General features: G+C 66.8%; 16 protein-coding genes and 1 tRNA gene. 2 read left to right on the top strand and 15 right to left on the bottom strand.

Going from position 1 to position 17077, the window contains the following annotated elements; all coding sequences use genetic code 11:
- Positions 1 to 24: 24 nt before the first annotated feature.
- On the top strand, positions 25 to 2181 hold the full coding sequence (locus BpN12_RS22700) for a hypothetical protein (protein WP_425306360.1): 2157 nt from the start codon (positions 25 to 27) through the stop codon (positions 2179 to 2181).
- Positions 2182 to 2290: 109 nt separating this feature from the next.
- On the opposite strand, the gene BpN12_RS22695 is transcribed toward BpN12_RS22700, so the two are convergent.
- The 14 genes from BpN12_RS22695 to BpN12_RS22630 all read right to left on the bottom strand — a co-directional run bounded on the left by BpN12_RS22695 (position 2291) and on the right by BpN12_RS22630 (position 15755).
- Complete coding sequence (locus BpN12_RS22695) at positions 2291 to 2713, bottom strand: MerR family transcriptional regulator (protein ID WP_246797678.1); 423 nt, start codon at positions 2711 to 2713, stop codon at positions 2291 to 2293.
- A gap of 58 nt (positions 2714 to 2771) precedes the next feature.
- Positions 2772 to 3173 carry an integration host factor subunit alpha gene (locus BpN12_RS22690; protein ID WP_042624691.1) on the bottom strand — a complete coding sequence of 134 codons (402 nt, stop codon included), beginning with the start codon at positions 3171 to 3173 and terminating at the stop codon, positions 2772 to 2774.
- A 72-nt stretch (positions 3174 to 3245) separates the two neighbouring features.
- Positions 3246 to 5675: a phenylalanine--tRNA ligase subunit beta gene (pheT, locus tag BpN12_RS22685; protein WP_246797677.1), complete on the bottom strand. Its 2430-nt coding sequence runs from the start codon at positions 5673 to 5675 to the stop codon at positions 3246 to 3248.
- 83 nt (positions 5676 to 5758) lie between these two features.
- Entirely contained in the window at positions 5759 to 6772 is a 1014-nt protein-coding gene (gene pheS, locus BpN12_RS22680) for a phenylalanine--tRNA ligase subunit alpha (protein ID WP_042624689.1), read from the bottom strand.
- A 148-nt stretch (positions 6773 to 6920) separates the two neighbouring features.
- On the bottom strand, positions 6921 to 7280 hold the full coding sequence (gene rplT, locus BpN12_RS22675) for a 50S ribosomal protein L20 (RefSeq protein WP_004192938.1): 360 nt from the start codon (positions 7278 to 7280) through the stop codon (positions 6921 to 6923).
- Between the two features lie 28 nt (positions 7281 to 7308).
- Positions 7309 to 7506, bottom strand: coding sequence for a 50S ribosomal protein L35 (rpmI, locus tag BpN12_RS22670; protein ID WP_004191477.1), 198 nt, complete (start codon positions 7504 to 7506; stop codon positions 7309 to 7311).
- A gap of 190 nt (positions 7507 to 7696) precedes the next feature.
- Positions 7697 to 8221, bottom strand: a complete 525-nt coding sequence (gene infC / locus BpN12_RS22665) for a translation initiation factor IF-3 (protein WP_080569308.1) — start codon at positions 8219 to 8221, stop codon at positions 7697 to 7699.
- A 49-nt stretch (positions 8222 to 8270) separates the two neighbouring features.
- Positions 8271 to 10178, bottom strand: coding sequence for a threonine--tRNA ligase (thrS, locus tag BpN12_RS22660; RefSeq protein WP_246797676.1), 1908 nt, complete (start codon positions 10176 to 10178; stop codon positions 8271 to 8273).
- A gap of 246 nt (positions 10179 to 10424) precedes the next feature.
- Positions 10425 to 10501: transfer RNA gene (locus BpN12_RS22655), tRNA-Val, on the bottom strand.
- A 142-nt stretch (positions 10502 to 10643) separates the two neighbouring features.
- Entirely contained in the window at positions 10644 to 12872 is a 2229-nt protein-coding gene (locus BpN12_RS22650) for a RelA/SpoT family protein (RefSeq protein ID WP_246797675.1), read from the bottom strand.
- A gap of 50 nt (positions 12873 to 12922) precedes the next feature.
- Positions 12923 to 13276: a RidA family protein gene (locus BpN12_RS22645; RefSeq protein WP_246797674.1), complete on the bottom strand. Its 354-nt coding sequence runs from the start codon at positions 13274 to 13276 to the stop codon at positions 12923 to 12925.
- 84 nt (positions 13277 to 13360) lie between these two features.
- The gene (locus BpN12_RS22640; protein WP_246797673.1) at positions 13361 to 14263 is read right to left on the bottom strand and encodes an alpha/beta fold hydrolase; all 903 of its coding nucleotides are present in this window, start codon (positions 14261 to 14263) and stop codon (positions 13361 to 13363) included.
- A gap of 144 nt (positions 14264 to 14407) precedes the next feature.
- Positions 14408 to 15049 carry a 3-oxoacid CoA-transferase subunit B gene (locus tag BpN12_RS22635; protein ID WP_042624684.1) on the bottom strand — a complete coding sequence of 214 codons (642 nt, stop codon included), beginning with the start codon at positions 15047 to 15049 and terminating at the stop codon, positions 14408 to 14410.
- A 1-nt stretch (position 15050) separates the two neighbouring features.
- Positions 15051 to 15755, bottom strand: coding sequence for a CoA transferase subunit A (locus tag BpN12_RS22630; RefSeq protein ID WP_246797672.1), 705 nt, complete (start codon positions 15753 to 15755; stop codon positions 15051 to 15053).
- Positions 15756 to 15993: 238 nt separating this feature from the next.
- Here BpN12_RS22630 and BpN12_RS22625 point away from each other — a divergent pair, with 238 nt between their 5' ends.
- The gene (locus BpN12_RS22625) at positions 15994 to 16539 is read left to right on the top strand and encodes a PAS and helix-turn-helix domain-containing protein (RefSeq protein WP_042624682.1); all 546 of its coding nucleotides are present in this window, start codon (positions 15994 to 15996) and stop codon (positions 16537 to 16539) included.
- Positions 16540 to 16618: 79 nt separating this feature from the next.
- Here the strand turns inward: BpN12_RS22625 and BpN12_RS22620 are convergent, their stop codons facing one another.
- On the bottom strand, positions 16619 to 17050 hold the full coding sequence (locus BpN12_RS22620) for an acyl-CoA thioesterase (protein WP_246797671.1): 432 nt from the start codon (positions 17048 to 17050) through the stop codon (positions 16619 to 16621).
- Between the last annotated feature and the right edge of the window lie 27 nt (positions 17051 to 17077).

Genomic DNA, 17077 nt, shown 5'->3' with positions numbered 1-17077 from the left:
CCGAACGACAGGGAGACGACCAACATGCGGAAAATCGCGTCGCGTGCCGCCGGCGCGCGCCTCGCACGCGTGCGCCCATGGCACGGGCTGTCGCGGATGCCGGCCCTGCTGGTGCTGGCCGCGTCGCTGTGCGGCACCGGCTGCGCGGACCCGGCGGCCCATGCCGGCACCGATGCCGGCGGCACGGCCCCGCAGCTCGAACGCGACAAGGCCGTGCAATTGCAGCGCGAGCAGCAGGCCGCGCGCACGGTCCCGTCGCTCGCGGCGATCCGGCTCGCGCAGCCGCGCCCCGTCACGCTGCGCGACTCCGGCCAGAACGGCTCGATCACGCTGCTGCGCGACGTCGACTTCCGCGTGGTCGGCGATCTCGGCTTCTACGTCCACCAGCTGTCCGCCACGCTCGTGCCGGCCCATGCAGGGGCGCCGGTCGTGTTCGACGATCCGTCGAGCTTCGGCATCGACGTGCATCGCGGCATCGTCACGCTCGACGACGCCAAGCTCACCGCCGTGTTCGACCGCTACCTGTTCGGCTATCGCAACGCACCGCTGCGCAGGCTGCAGGTGTCGGCCGGCGACGGCGAGATCCACCTGAGGGGCGAGATGCAGCGCGGCGGCTGGGTGCCGTTCGCGCTGACCGGCAAGCTGTCGGTGCGCGGCGGCAGCGAGCTGGTGTTCCATCCGACCGCGATCCGGGTCCAGGGCCTCGACGCGAATCCCGTGATGCGCGCGGCGAACGTCAGGATGTCGGATCTGCTGAAGATCGACACGCCGGTCGCGAAACTGGTCGGCGACGACCTCGTGATGCAGGTCGACGAACTGATGCCGCCGCCGCGCCTGAAGCTGACCGTGGTCGCGCTGCGGATCACGCCGGCCGGCCTCGATCTCGCGTTCGACGACGGCACGCAGGCCGGTTTCGCGATGCCCGACGGCGCGCCGCGTCAGGCGATGCTGATTCGCGGCGGGGACGTGAAGTTCATGCGCTCGATGCCGATGAACGCCGACATCCTGATCGGCCCCGCGCGCGCCGCGCCCGACGGCGCCCCGTTCGTGTTCGATCTCTATCACTACCGCGAGCAGGTCTCGGCCGGCTATTTCAACTTCGCGCCGAGTGGTGCGATGACGATTCGGATTCCTTCCTATTCGGGAGCCACGCCGCCCGCCGATGCGATCGGCGCGGCCGGCGCGCGCCTTAACGACAGCTTCGCCGATGCGCAGCAGGCGGCGCTGCGCGAGGCACGCCGTCGCTGGTTCACGGACGCGCTCGCCAGCAGCGCCGCGGCCCCCGCCTCCGCTCCCGCCGACGAACGCCACGTCTCCGGCCGCGCGACCACGATCCAGCTGCGCAACGTCGATTTCTACCTCACCGGCAACATCGGCTTCCACGTCGACCAGCTCGACGCCACGATGGTGCCGCGCCACCCCGGCGAGCCGGTCGATCTCGACGATCCGAACCAGTACGACATCCGCATCCTCGGCGGCTCGGTGCTCGAACCGTGGCCGGCCATGAACGCGCTGTTCAACGACTATCTGCTCGATTACACGCCGCGCGCGCTCAACGACCTGAAGCTCGCGCCCGACGGCACGCAGCTGCGCGTGACGGGCGGCATCCGGCTCTGGAATCACGTGCCGCCGGGCGTCTGGCTGCCGACCTCGATGACGGGCAGTATCCGCGTGCTCGACGGCCGCCACATCGCCTATACGCCGTCGCAGGTGTCGGTGCTCGGCGTGCCGCAGGCGAAGCTGCTGCATGCGCTCGGCATCGAGCTCGCGTCGCTGACGCCGCTGCGCCGGCGCGGCGCCGAGTTGAAGGGCGACTCGCTGGTGCTCGATCAATACACGGTGTTCCCGCCGCCCGTGCTGAACGGTCAGCTCGCCGAGACGCACGTCGAGCCGGGCGGGCTGCGGCTCACGTTCCACCGCGCGAGCGACGCGCCGCCGCTGCCGAAGCCGGCCGCCGGCAGCGCGACGAGCTACATCTGGATGGAAGGCGGCGACATGAAGATGTTCAACGTGCTCGAAACCAACCTGCGCGCGCTGATCGAGAACACCGCGCAGGCGGGGCCGATGCGCTTCGACCTGTATGGCTATCGCGAGCAGGTCTCGAAGGGCTCGGTGCGGATGGCGGCCGACGGCACGCTGCTCGTCGATCTCGGCAAGGCCGATCCGCTCGCCGCCCCGTGAACGAATCCGCATGGATAAAAGCGATCGGCCCGCGAGGCGTCATGCGCCTGGCGGGCCGATCGGGTCATGCGCGCGCGGCATCGGGCGCCGCGCGTGGATGATCATCGCTTCATGGCTTGCGGCCGAGGCCGTCGATCACGTCGAGCAACGCGCGCCGCAGCTGATCGACGTCGACGCCGGCGACCGGCTCCTCGCCCGCAGCAGCAGCCGCGGCGGCCGGAAACAGTTCTTCCTGTGCCTCACCCGGCGCAGCCCGATCCGCGCCAGGCGAATCGAGCCGGTTGCGCGCGCCGTTGATCGTGAAGCCCTGCTCGTAGAGCAGCTCGCGAATCCGCCGGATCAACAGCACTTCGTGGTGCTGGTAATAGCGCCGGTTGCCACGGCGCTTCACCGGACGCAGCTGCGTAAACTCCTGCTCCCAATAGCGCAGCACGTGCGGCTTCACACCGCACAACTCGCTGACTTCACCGATCGTGAAGTAGCGCTTCGCGGGAATCGGGGGCAACACGACTTTCTCAACCGTCGATGTCATCGTCAGTCAACCGTCGTTAAGGGGCGCGGCGGCCGCGCGGCGGAAAACGGCGTATCCGTCAGCGGGGGATCGGCGTGTCCGAGCCGTTCTCGACGAGCGCCTTGAGCTTCTGGCTCGCATGGAACGTGACGACGCGGCGCGCGGCAATCGGAATCGCCTCGCCCGTCTTCGGATTGCGCCCCGGACGCTGCGGCTTGTCGCGCAACTGGAAGTTGCCGAAACCCGACAGCTTCACGCTCTCGCCGTTTTCGAGCGCGTCGCGGATCACCTCGAAGAACGCCTCGACCATGTCCTTCGCTTCGCGCTTGTTGAGCCCGACGCTGTCGAACAACAGCTCGGCCAGCTCCGCCTTCGTCAGCGTCGGCGTCTCGCCGGACGGTGCCGGCGCGACGTCGCGGTTCAGGGCGCTGCGCTGCGCCGTCAGGAGGGCTTCGAATTCACTCGAGTTCATGTCGTTCATATCTGCAAAACTTGCGCATTATCCCTGGACAAAACTGGCCGGAACCCGATGCGTTCCGGCCGGCTTCGCGTGTCAGCCGCGCAATCGCGCGCCATGGCCACGCAGGCTGTCGACGAGGGCCTGGATCGCGAGATCGACCACTTCGTCCTGCAGCGTCCCGGCGGGATCCTGCAAGGTGACGCGGAACGCCAGGCTTTTCTCATGCGCCGCGAGACCACCGGAAGTATTTGATTTTGCACGAAATTCGTCAAAGAGTACAACCTTCTGGACGAACTTGCATGCGTCACCGGCGAGTGCGCTCCGCATCGCGTCGAACAGCGCCTGCGCCTCGACGCCCTGATCGACCACCACGGCGATATCACGGCGCACCGGCGGGAATTTCGACACATCGGTCGGCACCGGCAGCGCGCGCGCGATCAGCGCGTCGGTATCGATCTCGAACATCACGGGCGCGTGCGGCAGCTCGTATTGCTGCATCAGGCGCGGGTGCAGCTCGCCGATCCAGCCGACCGCGCGGCCGTCGAGCTCGATGCGCGCGCTGCGGCCCGGATGCAGCGCCGGGTGCTCGGCCTTCACGAAACGCGCCACCGCCGGCGCGAGCAGCGCCTCGATGTCGCCCTTCACGTCGAAGAAATCGACCTGGCGCGTGGGCGCGCCCCACTGCTCGTCGAGCAGCGGGCCGTAGGCCAGCGCGCCGACGCGCTTCGGCTGCGCGTAGCCCTCGACCGTCAGCTCGCCGGCCGCGATCGCGGGATCGGCGAGGAACACGCGGCCGGCCTCGAACACGCGCACGCGGTCCGCGCGGCGGTTCAGGTTGTGGCGCAGCACGTTGACGAGGCTGCCGAACAGCGTGGTGCGCATCACCGACAGCTGGCTCGCGATCGGGTTGAGCAGGCGCACCGGGTTCGTGTTGCCGGCGAAGTCACGCTCCCAGTCGGCGTCGACGAAGCTGAAGTTGACCGTCTCGGCGTAATCGCGCGCGGCGAGCGCATGGCGGACCGTGTGGATCGAGCGCTGCGTCTCGTTGGTGGCGCGCATCTCGCTCGTCGCCACCGGCGGACGCGCCGGGATCTTCTCGAAGCCGTAGATGCGCGCGACTTCCTCGATCAGGTCTTCCTCGATCTCGATGTCGAAGCGATGCGGCGGCGGCGTGACCAGGAAGGTGTCGCCGTCGCGCTCGAAGCGCAGGCCGAGGCGCGTGAAGATCTCGGCGATCTCGTCGGCGCCGATCGCCACGCCGATGATGCGGTTCGCGCGCGCCACGCGCATCGCGACCGGCGTGCGCGACGGCAGGTTCACCGCCTGGTCGTCGACCGGGCCGGCCTGGCCGCCGCAGATCTCGAGGATCAGCTGCGTGATGCGTTCGAGATGCTCGACGGTGGTCGAATAGTCGACGCCGCGCTCGAAGCGGTGGCCCGCGTCGGTCGCGAAGTTGTACCTGCGCGAGCGGCCGCGGATGCTGTCCGGCCACCAGAACGCCGCTTCGAGATAGATGTTGGTGGTGTCGAGCGTGACGGCCGTGCTGTCGCCGCCCATGATGCCGGCCAGGCTCTCGACCTGCCCTTCGTCGGCGATCACGCCGACCGTCTCGTCGAGCTCGACCGTGTTGCCGTTCAGCAGCTTCAGCGTCTCGCCGCGCTTGCCCCAGCGCACGTCGATCGCGCCGTGGATCTTGTCGAGATCGAACACGTGCGACGGGCGGCCGAGTTCGAACATCACGTAGTTCGAGATGTCGACCAGCGCCGACACGCTGCGCTGCCCCGAGCGCGCGAGGCGCTCGACCATCCATTGCGGCGTCTTCGCGCGCGCATTCACGCCGCGAATCACGCGGCCCGAGAAACGGCCGCACAGATCCGGCGCGGAGATCCGCACCGGCAGCGTTTCGCTCAGCCCGGTCGCGACCGGCGCGAACGCGACGGCCTTCAGCGGCGCGCCCGTGATCGCGGCGGTCTCGCGCGCGATGCCGTACACCGACAGGCAGTCGGCCTTGTTCGGCGTCAGCTTGATTTCGAAGATCGTATCGTCGAGGTTCAGCACCTCGCGGATGTCGCGGCCGATCGGCGTGTCCTCGGGCAGGATCATCAGGCCGCTGTGATCGTCGGACAGCTTCAGCTCGCGCGCCGAGCAGAGCATGCCCTGGCTCTCGACGCCGCGCAGCTTCGACAGCCGGATCAGGAACGGCTCGCCGCCTTCCTCGGCCGGCGGCAGTTCCGCGCCGACCAGCGCGACCGGCACCTTGATGCCGGGCGCGACGTTCGGCGCGCCGCAGACGATGTTCAGCGTCGTGCCCGTGCCGGCATCGACCTGGCAGACGTTCAGCTTGTCCGCGTCCGGATGCTTGACCACTTCGAGGACGCGGCCGGCGACGATGCGCGAGGTCGGCGGCGCGGCCGGGCGCAGCGACTCGACTTCGAGCCCGGCCATCGTCAGCGCGTGCGACAGCTCGTCAGTCGTCAGTTGCGGATCGACAAAGGTTCTCAACCAGGATTCAGGGAATTGCATGAGTGTCTACGTTCGAAACAGGTTAGATCGATACCCGGGGGTGCGCGGCGAGGCGCCCGCTCGGGGGCGCGCCGCGCGGCGGGTCACGCGAACTGGCGCAGGAAGCGCAGATCGTTCTCGAAGAACAGACGCAGGTCCTGCACGCCGTAGCGCAGCATCGTGAGCCGTTCGAGGCCGCTGCCGAACGCGAAACCAATATAGCGCTCCGGGTCGAGACCCATGTTGCGGATCACCGTCGGGTGGACCTGGCCGGAGCCCGAGATCTCGAGCCACCTGCCGGCGTTCCTGCCGTGCTCGAACATCATGTCGATCTCGGCCGACGGCTCGGTGAACGGAAAATACGAGGGGCGGAAGCGCACGAGGATGTCGTCGCGCTCGAAGAATTTCTTCAGGAAGTCGGTGTAGACGCCCTTCAGGTCCGCGAAGCTGACGTTCTCGTCGATCCACAGGCCCTCGACCTGGTTGAACATCGGCGAATGCGTCGCGTCGCTGTCGACGCGATAGGTGCGGCCCGGCGCGATCACCTTGATCGGCGGCCGGTTCATGCGCGCGTAACGCACCTGCATCGGGCTCGTGTGCGTGCGCAGCAGCAGTTGGCGGCCGTCGGCATCCTTGCCGTCGACGTAGAAGGTATCCTGCATCGAACGCGCCGGATGGTTCTCCGGGCTGTTCAGTGCGGTGAAGTTGTACCAGTCGGTTTCGATCTCGGGACCATCGGCGACATCGAAGCCGATCGAGCGGAAGATCTGCTCGACACGCTCCCAGGTGCGCATCACCGGGTGCAGGCTGCCCGCGCCGGCGCCGCGGCCCGGCAGCGTCACGTCGATCGCCTCGGAGGCGAGACGCTGGTTCAGCAGCGCGTCGGCGAGTGCCTGGCGGCGCGCCGTCAGGGCGCCTTCCACCTGCTGCTTCGCGACATTGATGCGCGCGCCTTCGGTCTTGCGCGTGTCGGGATCGAGTTTGCCGAGCCCTTTCAACAGCTCGGTCAGCGCGCCCGACTTGCCGAGAAAGCGCGCCTTCTCGTTTTCGAGCGTGGTGATATCGGCAGCCTGTTCGAAGGCCTGCTTCGCGTCAGCGACAATCTGGTCCAGATCCATTGATCCCATCATTTCCAACGTCAATCGTTCTCGGGGAGCGAATCGCTCGATCCAACAAAAACGGGGCTCGGATGAGCCCCGTTTTCGCTGCAGCGGCCGAAACTACCGGAGCTTCGCTGCAACTGACCACGCAGTGCTAATTTCGCAATTAGGCTGCAACGGCGGCTTTCACCTGCTTGACGATCGCGGCAAAAGCAGCCTTGTCGAACACCGCCATGTCGGCCAGCACCTTGCGGTCGAGTTCGATCGACGCCTTCTTCAGGCCGTTGATGAACACGCTGTACGTCATGTCGTGCTGACGAACCGCGGCGTTGATACGCGTGATCCACAGTGCGCGGAACACACGCTTCTTGTTGCGGCGGTCGCGATAGGCGTACTGGCCGGCGCGCATCACCGCCTGCTTGGCGATGCGGTAGACGTTATTGCGGCGACCGCGATAACCCTTGGCCAGGTTGATGATCTTCTTGTGGCGGGCCCGTGCGGTTACCCCACGTTTGACTCGAGGCATGTTTCTCTCCTTGGAGTATCGGTTAGGGTTACGCGAACGGCAGCATTGCGCGGACGGAGTTCAGATCGGAATCATGAACTGCCGTGGCGCCGCGCAGGTGGCGCTTGTTCTTCGTGGTTTTCTTGGTCAGGATGTGACGCTTGAAGGCTTGACCGCGCTTGACGGTACCGCCCGGACGCACCACGAAGCGCTTTGCGGCGCTCTTCTTGGTCTTCATCTTAGGCATGACGAACAACTCCAGTTTATTAGATGGAGATGGGTGTGCGGCTGGCTTGCGCCCTGGCTCCGCCCTTTGAAACCCAGTCCACTTGTGTACGGCGCCGCTTGCGCGGACGCCGTCGGTTGGCGCGCCGCCCTCGAGGGGCGTGGCGCCGAACTGCGTGGATGCCGCCGCGCATCACGCGGCGGCATCGCGATTACTTCTTCTTCTTCGGCGCGAGCACCATGATCATCTGGCGCCCTTCCATCTTCGGCATCTGTTCGACCTGACCGACTTCGTCGAGATCGGTGCGCAGACGTTCGAGCATGCGCATGCCGATTTCCTGGTGAGCCATTTCGCGGCCGCGGAAACGCAACGTGATCTTCGTCTTGTCGCCTTCCTCGAGGAAGCGCACCAGATTGCGAAGCTTGACGTTGTAATCGCCATCGTCGGTACCCGGGCGGAACTTCACTTCCTTGACCTGGATGACCTTCTGCTTCAGCTTCGCTTCGTGCTGCTTCTTGGATTCCTGGTACTTGAACTTGCCGTAGTCCATCAGACGGCAAACGGGGGGAACGGCCTGTGGCGCAATTTCCACCAGATCAACATCCAGTTCTTCCGATTTACGGAAGGCATCGGCGAGTTTCACGATGCCGATGGGCTCCCCATCGACTCCGACCAGACGCACTTCCGGCGCGTTGATTTCACCGTTGATGCGATGCGACGACTTATCAGTAGCGATGTTACGTTTCCTCTAAAAATTAAAAAAACGAGCCGCGCTGCCAGGGCGGTTACTTGAACGCCCGCAGATCCTGCTGCAGGCGCTCAACGAAGGCTTCGACCGGCATCACGCCAAGGTCGACGCCGCCACGGGCACGCACGGCTACCGTCTGTGCTTCACGCTCTTTGTCACCGACAACCAGCAGGTACGGGACTTTCTCGAGCGTATGCTCGCGTATTTTATAGCTAATCTTCTCGTTGCGCAAATCAGCCTCCACCCTAAGCCCTTGTTTTTGCAACGATTGGGCCAAAGACCTCGCATAATCGGTCTGGCTTTCCGCAATATTCATCACGACAACCTGCACCGGAGCGAGCCAGGCGGGCATCGCGCCGGCATGGTGCTCGATCAGAATTCCGAGGAAACGCTCCATCGAACCGACGATCGCGCGGTGCAGCATGACCGGCCGGCGGCGGCCGTTGTCCTCGGCCACGTACTCGGCGCCGAGGCGCTCCGGCAGCACCATGTCGAGCTGCAGCGTGCCACATTGCCACGAACGGCCGAGCGCGTCCTTGATGTGGTACTCGATCTTCGGGCCGTAGAACGCACCTTCACCCGGCAGCTCTTCCCACTCGAGCCCGCAGGCGGTCAGCGCGTCGCGCAACCCCTGCTCGGCGCGGTCCCAGGTTTCGTCGGTGCCGGCGCGCTGCTCCGGACGCAGCGACAGCTTGATGGCGATCTGATCGAACCCGAAATCCTTGTAGACGCTCATCGCGAGTTCGTTGAACGCGATCGACTCGGCGATGAACTGGTCCTCGGTGCAGAAGATGTGCGCATCGTCCTGCACGAAGCCACGCACGCGCATCAGGCCGTGCAGCGCGCCCGATGCCTCGTTGCGGTGGCACGAGCCGAATTCGGCGTAGCGCAGCGGCAGGTCGCGATACGAGCGCAGACCGTAATTGAACACCTGCACGTGACCGGGGCAGTTCATCGGCTTGATCGCGTAGTCGCGCTTCTCCGACTCGGTCGTGAACATGTTCTCGCGGTAGTTCTGCCAGTGGCCCGACGCTTCCCAGAGCGAGCGGTCCATGATCATCGGCGTCTTGATCTCGAGATAGCCGGCGTCGTTCACGCGGCGGCGCATGTACTGCTCGACCTGCTGCCAGAGCGTCCACCCCTTCGGGTGCCAGAACACCATGCCCGGCGACTCTTCCTGCATGTGGAACAGGTCGAGCTGCTTGGCGAGCTTGCGGTGGTCGCGCTTCTCCGCCTCTTCGAGCATGTGCAGGTAGGCGTCCTGGTCTTCCTTCTTCGTCCAGGCGGTGCCGTAGATGCGCTGCAGCTGCTCGTTCTTCGAGTCGCCGCGCCAGTAGGCGCCGGCCACCTTCATCAACTTGAACACCTTCAGCTTGCCGGTGGACGGCACGTGCGGGCCGCGGCACAGGTCGGTGAAGCCGCCGTGCGAGTAGAGCTTGATCTCGTCGCTCGACGGAATCGATTCGATGATCTCGGCCTTGTACTTCTCGCCGATGCTGCGGAAGTAGTCCACCGCCTCGGCGCGCGAGACGACGCGCCGCGACACCGGCTCGTCCTTCTTCGCGAGTTCCTGCATGCGCTTCTCGATCTTCTCGAGGTCTTCCGGCGTAAACGGCCGGCTGTACGAGAAGTCGTAGTAGAAACCGTTGTCGATCACCGGCCCGATCGTCACCTGCGCCTCGGGATACAGCTCCTTGACCGCGTAGGCGAGCAAGTGCGCCGCGGAGTGGCGGATGATGTCGAGGCCGTCGGCATCCTTGTCGGTCACGATCGCGAGCGACGCGTCGTGATCGATCAGCGCGGACGTGTCGACGAGCTCGCCGTCGAGCTTGCCGCCGAGCGCGGCCTTGGCGAGACCGGGGCCGATCGAGGCGGCCACTTCGGCAACGGTCACCGGATGCTCGTACTGTCGAACTGAGCCGTCGGGCAGGCGTATCGAAACCATAAGGGCACTCTCCGTGATGCCGACTGGAAGCGGCAGGCAATGCGTTGAAAAACGAGCCAAAAAAAATGCGGCCCCGCTTTCGAGGGGCCGCATTCTGATGCATCCGAACTACTGGCGAACAGGTTCCTCGACTAGCGTCGTTCCGAAGTGGTTTCGGTCAACGTTCGCGGTGTCATAACCGTATTCGCCCTTTTGAGTAGAAGTGCCTACTGCCGCTCCAGCGCGCCGCGCCGAAGCCGATGTCGTTGGTAGGCTCGATTGGATTCGAACCAACGACCCCCACCATGTCAAGGTGGTGCTCTAACCAACTGAGCTACGAGCCTGAAGAAACACGATTATATGGACCTTTTTCAGATGTGACAAGCGCTTTGTGCAGCGCGGGGAAACGGTCCGGGGCTGACGCACCCTGCGTGCCGGGCGGCGGCGCGCCCTTCCCGCGCCTCGCGGGGCCGGATCGCGACGCGCTCAGGTCTTGCGCGTCGCGCGCACCACGCCGGCCACCTCGCCGAGCAGCGTGCAGGCGCGCTGCACCTGCGCCGAATTCGACACCTCGACCGTGAACTGCATGACGGCCGCGTTGCGCCGGCTCTGCGTCTTCACGCCGATCACATTCATCTTCTCGCGCGCGAACACTTCGGAGATGTCGCGCAGCAGCCCTTGCCGGTCGCTCGCGTCGATCATCAGGTCGACCGGATAGACCGACGCGCCGCGTCCGCCCAGCACGTCGGCCGACCAGGTGGTCTGCAACACGCGCTCGGGGGCGCGCTCGGCCATGCGCTGGAACATCGCGCAGTCGCTGCGATGGATCGACATGCCCTTGCCGCGCGTGACGAAGCCGCTGATCGGATCGGGCGGCGCCGGCCGGCAGCAGCGCGCGAGCTGCGTGAGCAACGCGTCGACGCCAACCACCAGCACGCCCGTCGAGGCGCCGTGCGCGACGCTCGCGCCGCTGCTGCGCTTCTCGAACTGCTCCGGCACCTCCGCCTCGGGCTCGGGCGGCGGCGCGTCGGACAGCGCGTGTTCGATGTGGCGCAGGCTGAACTCTTCCTTGCCGACCGCGGCGAACAGTTCCTCCGGCGCCCTGAAGCCGAGCTTCGCGGCGAGGCTTTCGAGGTTCACCGAGGTCTTGCCCTCGCGCTGCAGCGTCTTTTCGACGAGCGCGCGCCCGCGCGTGATGATTTCCTGCTGGTCGACGAGGTTGAACCAGGCGCGCACCTTCTGGCGCGCGCGGCCGCTCTGCAGGTAGCCGAGCTGCGGGTTGAGCCAGTCGCGCGACGGGCCGCCCTCCTTCACGGCGACGATCTCGACCGTCTGGCCGTTCGCGAGCGTCGTGTTGAGCGGCACCATCGCACCGTCCACGCGCGCGCCGCGGCAGCGGTGGCCCAGTTCGCTGTGCAGGTGGTAGGCGAAATCGACGGGCGTCGCGCCGTGCGGCAGCGCGATCACGCGCGCCTGCGGAGTCAGCACGTAGATGTGGTCGTCGTCGAGCGAGGTCTCGCGCAGCTGCGCCCAGGCTTCGTTGCCGGCTTCGGCGGCCGCGCCGTCGGACACCTCGTCCTTCCAGGCCAGCAACTGCCGCAGCCAGGCGATCTTCTCGTCGTACTTGTCGCCGGCCGAGAACTGGCCGCCGTAACCGCGCGCGCCGGCCTCCTTGTAGCGCCAGTGCGCGGCCACGCCGTATTCGGCGAAGCGGTGCATCTCCTGGGTACGGATCTGCACCTCGAACGCGCGACCGTCGTCGCCGATCACGACAGTATGCAGCGACTTGTAGCCGTTCGGCTTGGGCCGCGAGATGTAGTCGTCGAACTCGCGCGGCACCGGCTGCCACAGGTGATGCACGATGCCGAGTACCGCGTAGCAATCCTTGATGTCGGGCACGATCACGCGGAAGGCCCGCACGTCGTAGAGCTCGGAAAAGTCGAGCTCCTTGCCGCGCATCTTGCGCCAGATGCTGTAGATGTGTTTCGGTCGGCCGCTGACCTCGGCCTGGATCTGCGCCGCGGCAAGCTCCTGCTCGAGCCGCGCGATCGCATGCGTGACGTAGGCCTCGCGCTCGACGCGCTTCTCGTCGAGCAGCTTCGCGATGCGCTTGTAGGTGACGGGGTCCTCGAAGCGGAACGCGAGATCCTCGAGCTCCCACTTCAGTTGCCAGATGCCGAGCCGGTTCGCGAGCGGCGCGTAGATGTCGAGCGTCTCGCGCGCCACGTCGGGCGGCGGCTGCAGCCTGGCGGCCGCGTAGTAGCGCAGCGACTGCAGCCGCGAGGCGAGCCGGATCACCACCACGCGGATGTCCTGCGCGAACGCGAGCAGCATCTTGCGCAGCGCCTCGATCTGCGCGCGCCGCTCGGCCTGCGCGTCGCGGCTGCCGTCGCTCGCCTGGCGCGCCGCGATCAGGCTGACGGTGCCGAGCTTCAGCAGCTTGCGCGTGTCGGCCACCAGCTTCGCGACTTCCTCGCCGAAGCGCTGCGTGATCTCGGCGTCGGGATCATGCAGATGCGGCGTCAGTGCGAACAGCGCGGCGGCCTGCACCGCGTGCGGATCGACGTTGAGCGTGCGCATGATCGCGACGATGCCGGCCGCGTGATCGACGAGCCGCTCGCCCGACGGCTGCAGCGCGTCGCCGGCGTGCTCGCGGACGAACGCGAGCACGTCGTCGAACGCAGGCGACACGGGGGCGGCGGAATCGACGTTCATGGGCGGCAGGGGATCGGGATCAGCGCAGCATCAGTTTGGAATCGGCGCGCTCAGGCCTTCTGCGCGGCGACCACCACCACTTCCACGAGACAGGCCGGGTTCGCGAGCTTGGCCTCGACGGTCGCGCGCGGCGGCGTGGCGCCCTGCACGACCCAGCCTTCCCACACTTCGTTCATGCCGGCGAAGTTCGCCATGTCGGTGATGTAGATCTGCACCGACAGCAGGTTCGCCTTGTCGCTGTTGACTTCGGCGAGCAGGCGGTCGATGTGGCCCAGCACTTCCTGCGTCTGGCCCTTGATGTCCTGGGCGGTGTCCTCGGCGATCTGGCCGGCCAGGTAGACCGTGCCGTTGTAGACCGCGGTTTCGGAAAGACGGGGACCGACGTGATGACGAATGACTGCCATGGAAATTCCCGGAAAGAAAGGTTGGAAAACGGCGGGTTGAAAAAATGGCGCGCGGCAGGCTTCGCGGCGCGGCCGAACTGCATATTATGACGCGTCTTCGGCGAAAAATTGGCGGGCAATCGTAATCTGTGCCGGATCGAGGAAGGCCGGCGCATGCCCGACGCCGGGAATCTCGACGCCCGACACGGCCTGGCCGCGCGCCTTCATCTCGGCGAAGGTGGCCGCCGAGAGCAGGTCCGATTCGGCCCCGCGCACCACCAGCAGCGGCCCCGCGAACGCCTCGAGCGAGTGCCACAGGATCGCCTCGCCGGCCGCGATCTGCTCGGGCGTGGTGGCCGTGAACGGTTCGGCGATGCGCGGGTCGTAGCGCACGCGCCAGCCGCCCGCCGGGTCCTCGCGCAGCAGCGGACGGTTGATCTCGCGCCAGTCGTCGGCCGTCAGCGGCCCGAACGTGGCGGCCAGCGCCGCGAGATGATCGACGCCCGCCTGCTCCGAGGCGTAATGGGTGTCGCGGCCGAGGTAGTCGCCGATCCGCGCGAGCGAGCCGGGCTCGATGCGCGGCCCGACGTCGTTGATCAGCATCTTCGCGATCGGCGTATCGGGCAGGCCGCCCAGCACCATGCCGATCAGCCCGCCCATCGAGGTGCCGAACCAGTCGACGCGCTCGACGTCGAGCCGCGCGATCAGCGTGACCAGATCGGATACATATTGCGGCAGGCCGTACAGGCGCGGATCGGCGAGCCAGCCGGAACGGCCGCGCCCGGCCACGTCGGGGCAGATCACGCGGTAGCGGTCGGTGAGCGCCGCCGCGAGCCGGTCGAAATCGCGGCCCGAGCGCGTCAGGCCATGGACGCAGACCAGCACGCGCGGATTGGCGGGGTCGCCCCACTCGGTGTAGGCGATCCGGTGGAGGCCCGCCGGGCTCGCGCATTGCACCTGACGTTCGCGCGGTGCGACGGAAGGGGAAGACTGGAGGGAATCGGGCATCGACGCGTCCTCGCGTTGAGCCGGCCCGGAGCCGGCGGACCGGCGGGCCAGGACAGCCCGCGCACGGACGCGATCGATTGTAATCCGCTTCGCCGGGCGGCGGCGCCGGCGCGACCGTGCGCGCCGGGCGCCGCCCCGGCTACATCAGGAGACGGCGCTGACGTCGAGCGGCACGCCCGTCTTCGCCGTGATTTCCTCGACGCTCACGCCGTCGGCCAGCTCGACGAGCTTGAGGCCGGCGTCGGTGACCTCGATCACGCCGAGATCGGTGACGATGATGTCGACCACGCCCACGCCGGTGAGCGGCAGCGTGCATTGGTCGAGGATCTTGTGCTGGTCGCCCTTCGCGACGTGCTCCATCAGCACCACCACACGCTTGACGCCGGCGACCAGGTCCATCGCGCCGCCCATGCCCTTGATCATCTTGCCCGGGATCATCCAGTTCGCGAGGTCGCCGCTCTTGCTGACCTGCATCGCGCCGAGGATCGCGAGGTTGATGTGACCGCCGCGGATCATCGCGAACGAATCGGCCGACGAGAAGAACGACGAGCCCGGCAGCGTCGTCACGGTCTGCTTGCCGGCATTGATCAGGTCGGCGTCGATCTCGTCCTCGGTCGGCGACGGCCCGATGCCGAGCAGCCCGTTCTCCGACTGCAGCCAGACTTCCATGCCGGCCGGCACGTGGTTCGCGACGAGCGTCGGCAGCCCGATGCCGAGGTTCACGTAGAAGCCGTCCTGCAGTTCCCGCGCCGCGCGCGCGGCCATCTGGTCACGATTCCAGGCCATCTCAGTCTCCTTTCGCGCGCACGACGCGTTGTTCGATGCGTTTTTCCGGGTTGGCGTTCAGCACCAGGCGCTGCACGAAGATGCCCGGCGTGTGAATGTGGTCCGGATCGAGCTCGCCGTTCTCGACGATCTCCTCGACCTCGGCCACCGTGACGCGGCCCGACATCGCGCACATCGGGTTGAAGTTGCGCGCAGTGCGGCGGTAGATCAGGTTGCCCGACTTGTCGGCCTTCCAGGCCTTGACGAGCGCGACGTCGGCCACCAGCGACTGCTCCAGCACGTAGTGCTTGTCGCCGAACTGGCGGGTTTCCTTGCCTTCGGCGATCACGGTGCCGTAGCCGGTGTTGGTGAAGAACGCCGGGATGCCGGCGCCGCCGGCGCGCAGCTTCTCGGCCAGCGTGCCCTGCGGCGTGAATTCGAGCTCGAGTTCGCCGGCCAGGTACTGGCGCTCGAACTCCTTGTTCTCACCGACGTAGGACGAGATCATCTTCCTGATCTGCCGCGTTTCCAGCAGCACGCCGAGGCCGAAGCCGTCCACGCCCGCGTTGTTGCTGATGCAGGTGATGCCCTTGACGCCCGAATCGCGCAGGGCCGCGATCAGCGCCTCCGGGATCCCGCACAGGCCGAAGCCGCCGACCGCGAACATCTGGCCGTCCGCGACGACGCCCTCGAGCGCGGCGGCCGCGCTTGGGTAGATCTTGTTCATGTTTCTGTCCCTTCCTCTATGGAAACCAGTCGAACCGGTTCGCGACGCGCGGCGAACCCGTCCGCGCCATTCTAGTCACGCATGGATGACCGCGCGCTGACGCGGCGCCTCACCCGGCGGCGTGATTTTGATTTGCTGGAAAGGGTACGATGCCGGGCCGATGCGGCACAATACGCAAAAATACATAAGCATTGACCGCCATCCGCAACGATGCGCGCCCGGAGCCCGACACCGCCTCATGCCCGAACTCGATTACCAGACCGCCTTCCACCTCGCGCCGATCGGCCTCGTGCTGTCGCGCGACCGCGTGATCGAGGATTGCAACGACGCGCTCGCGGCGATGTTCCGCTGCCGCCGCGAGGACCTGACCGGCCAGTCGTACCGCGTGCTGTACCCGTCGCCGGACGAATTCCAGCGCATCGGCGAGCGGATCACGAAGGTGATGGGGATGACGGGCAGCTACGCGGACGACCGCATCATGAAACGCGCCGACGGCGAGCTGTTCTGGTGTCACGTGACGGGGCGCGCGCTCGACCGCGCCGCGCCGCTCGCCGCCGGCATCTGGACTTTCGAGGATTTGAGCGCGACGCGCCGCGTGGCCGTGGAGCTGACGCCGCGCGAACGCGAGATCGCCGCGCAGCTCGCCACCGGCAAGACCAGCAAGCAGATCGGCCGCGTGCTCGAGATCAGCTCGCGCACCGTCGACATCTATCGCGCGCGGCTGATGCGCAAGTACGGCACCGGCAACACGGCCGAACTGATGCAGCGGCTGCTCGGCCAGTAAGTTCGCGGACGCGACGCGCCAGCCGGGACCGGACCGGCGGCGCGGGATGCGGGACGAGCGAGGTATCGCCCCGCCCCGCTTACTCGACGCGCTGGCGCAGCGCCGTCTCGATCGTCTCGCGCAGCAGCTCGGGCAGCGGCACCGACTTGCCGAGCGCATAGTCGACCCAGACGCAGCGCGCGGCGCCGCGCGCGTAGAGCTGGCTCGGATCGTCGGCGCGGCTCAGCTCGAAGCCGGTGTCGAAGCTGCTGCGGCCCGGCCTGGCCGCCGTCATGCGCGCGATCACGTCGCCCGGGTAATGCAGCTGCTTGAGGAACTCCATCGACGCGGTGACGATCACCGGCCCCTGGCCCTCGCCGTTGCCGCCAGCGATGCCCAGCTGCTCGAACCAGGAGATCCGCACCTGCTCCATGTAGCGGAAATAGACCGTGTTGTTGACATGGCCGAACGCGTCCATGTCGCCCCAGCGGATCGGCATCGACATTTCGAAAACGGGAACGTACTCGCTCATCGCACTCTTCTTCCAACGGACAACCCG

It is taken from the genome of Burkholderia perseverans (genome assembly GCF_022870505.1).
In the GTDB taxonomy this organism is placed as follows: Bacteria; Pseudomonadota; Gammaproteobacteria; order Burkholderiales; family Burkholderiaceae; genus Burkholderia; species Burkholderia plantarii.
The sequence above is the reverse complement of the archived record's forward strand: the minus strand, read 5'-3'. Positions and strand labels throughout refer to the sequence as shown.

Excerpts from the sequence above, each read along its gene's own strand:
- BpN12_RS22700 (WP_425306360.1), top strand. The coding sequence starts at position 25 with ATGCGGAAAATCGCGTCGCGTGCCGCCGGCGCGCGCCTCGCACGCGTG.
- BpN12_RS22695 (WP_246797678.1), bottom strand. The coding sequence starts at position 2,713 with ATGACATCGACGGTTGAGAAAGTCGTGTTGCCCCCGATTCCCGCGAAG.
- BpN12_RS22690 (WP_042624691.1), bottom strand. The coding sequence starts at position 3,173 with ATGAACGACATGAACTCGAGTGAATTCGAAGCCCTCCTGACGGCGCAG.
- pheT (WP_246797677.1), bottom strand. The coding sequence starts at position 5,675 with ATGCAATTCCCTGAATCCTGGTTGAGAACCTTTGTCGATCCGCAACTG.
- pheS (WP_042624689.1), bottom strand. The coding sequence starts at position 6,772 with ATGGATCTGGACCAGATTGTCGCTGACGCGAAGCAGGCCTTCGAACAG.
- rplT (WP_004192938.1), bottom strand. The coding sequence starts at position 7,280 with ATGCCTCGAGTCAAACGTGGGGTAACCGCACGGGCCCGCCACAAGAAG.
- rpmI (WP_004191477.1), bottom strand. The coding sequence starts at position 7,506 with ATGCCTAAGATGAAGACCAAGAAGAGCGCCGCAAAGCGCTTCGTGGTG.
- thrS (WP_246797676.1), bottom strand. The coding sequence starts at position 10,178 with ATGGTTTCGATACGCCTGCCCGACGGCTCAGTTCGACAGTACGAGCAT.
- BpN12_RS22650 (WP_246797675.1), bottom strand. The coding sequence starts at position 12,872 with ATGAACGTCGATTCCGCCGCCCCCGTGTCGCCTGCGTTCGACGACGTG.
- BpN12_RS22645 (WP_246797674.1), bottom strand. The coding sequence starts at position 13,276 with ATGGCAGTCATTCGTCATCACGTCGGTCCCCGTCTTTCCGAAACCGCG.
- BpN12_RS22640 (WP_246797673.1), bottom strand. The coding sequence starts at position 14,263 with ATGCCCGATTCCCTCCAGTCTTCCCCTTCCGTCGCACCGCGCGAACGT.
- BpN12_RS22635 (WP_042624684.1), bottom strand. The coding sequence starts at position 15,049 with ATGGCCTGGAATCGTGACCAGATGGCCGCGCGCGCGGCGCGGGAACTG.
- BpN12_RS22630 (WP_246797672.1), bottom strand. The coding sequence starts at position 15,755 with ATGAACAAGATCTACCCAAGCGCGGCCGCCGCGCTCGAGGGCGTCGTC.
- BpN12_RS22625 (WP_042624682.1), top strand. The coding sequence starts at position 15,994 with ATGCCCGAACTCGATTACCAGACCGCCTTCCACCTCGCGCCGATCGGC.
- BpN12_RS22620 (WP_246797671.1), bottom strand. The coding sequence starts at position 17,050 with ATGAGCGAGTACGTTCCCGTTTTCGAAATGTCGATGCCGATCCGCTGG.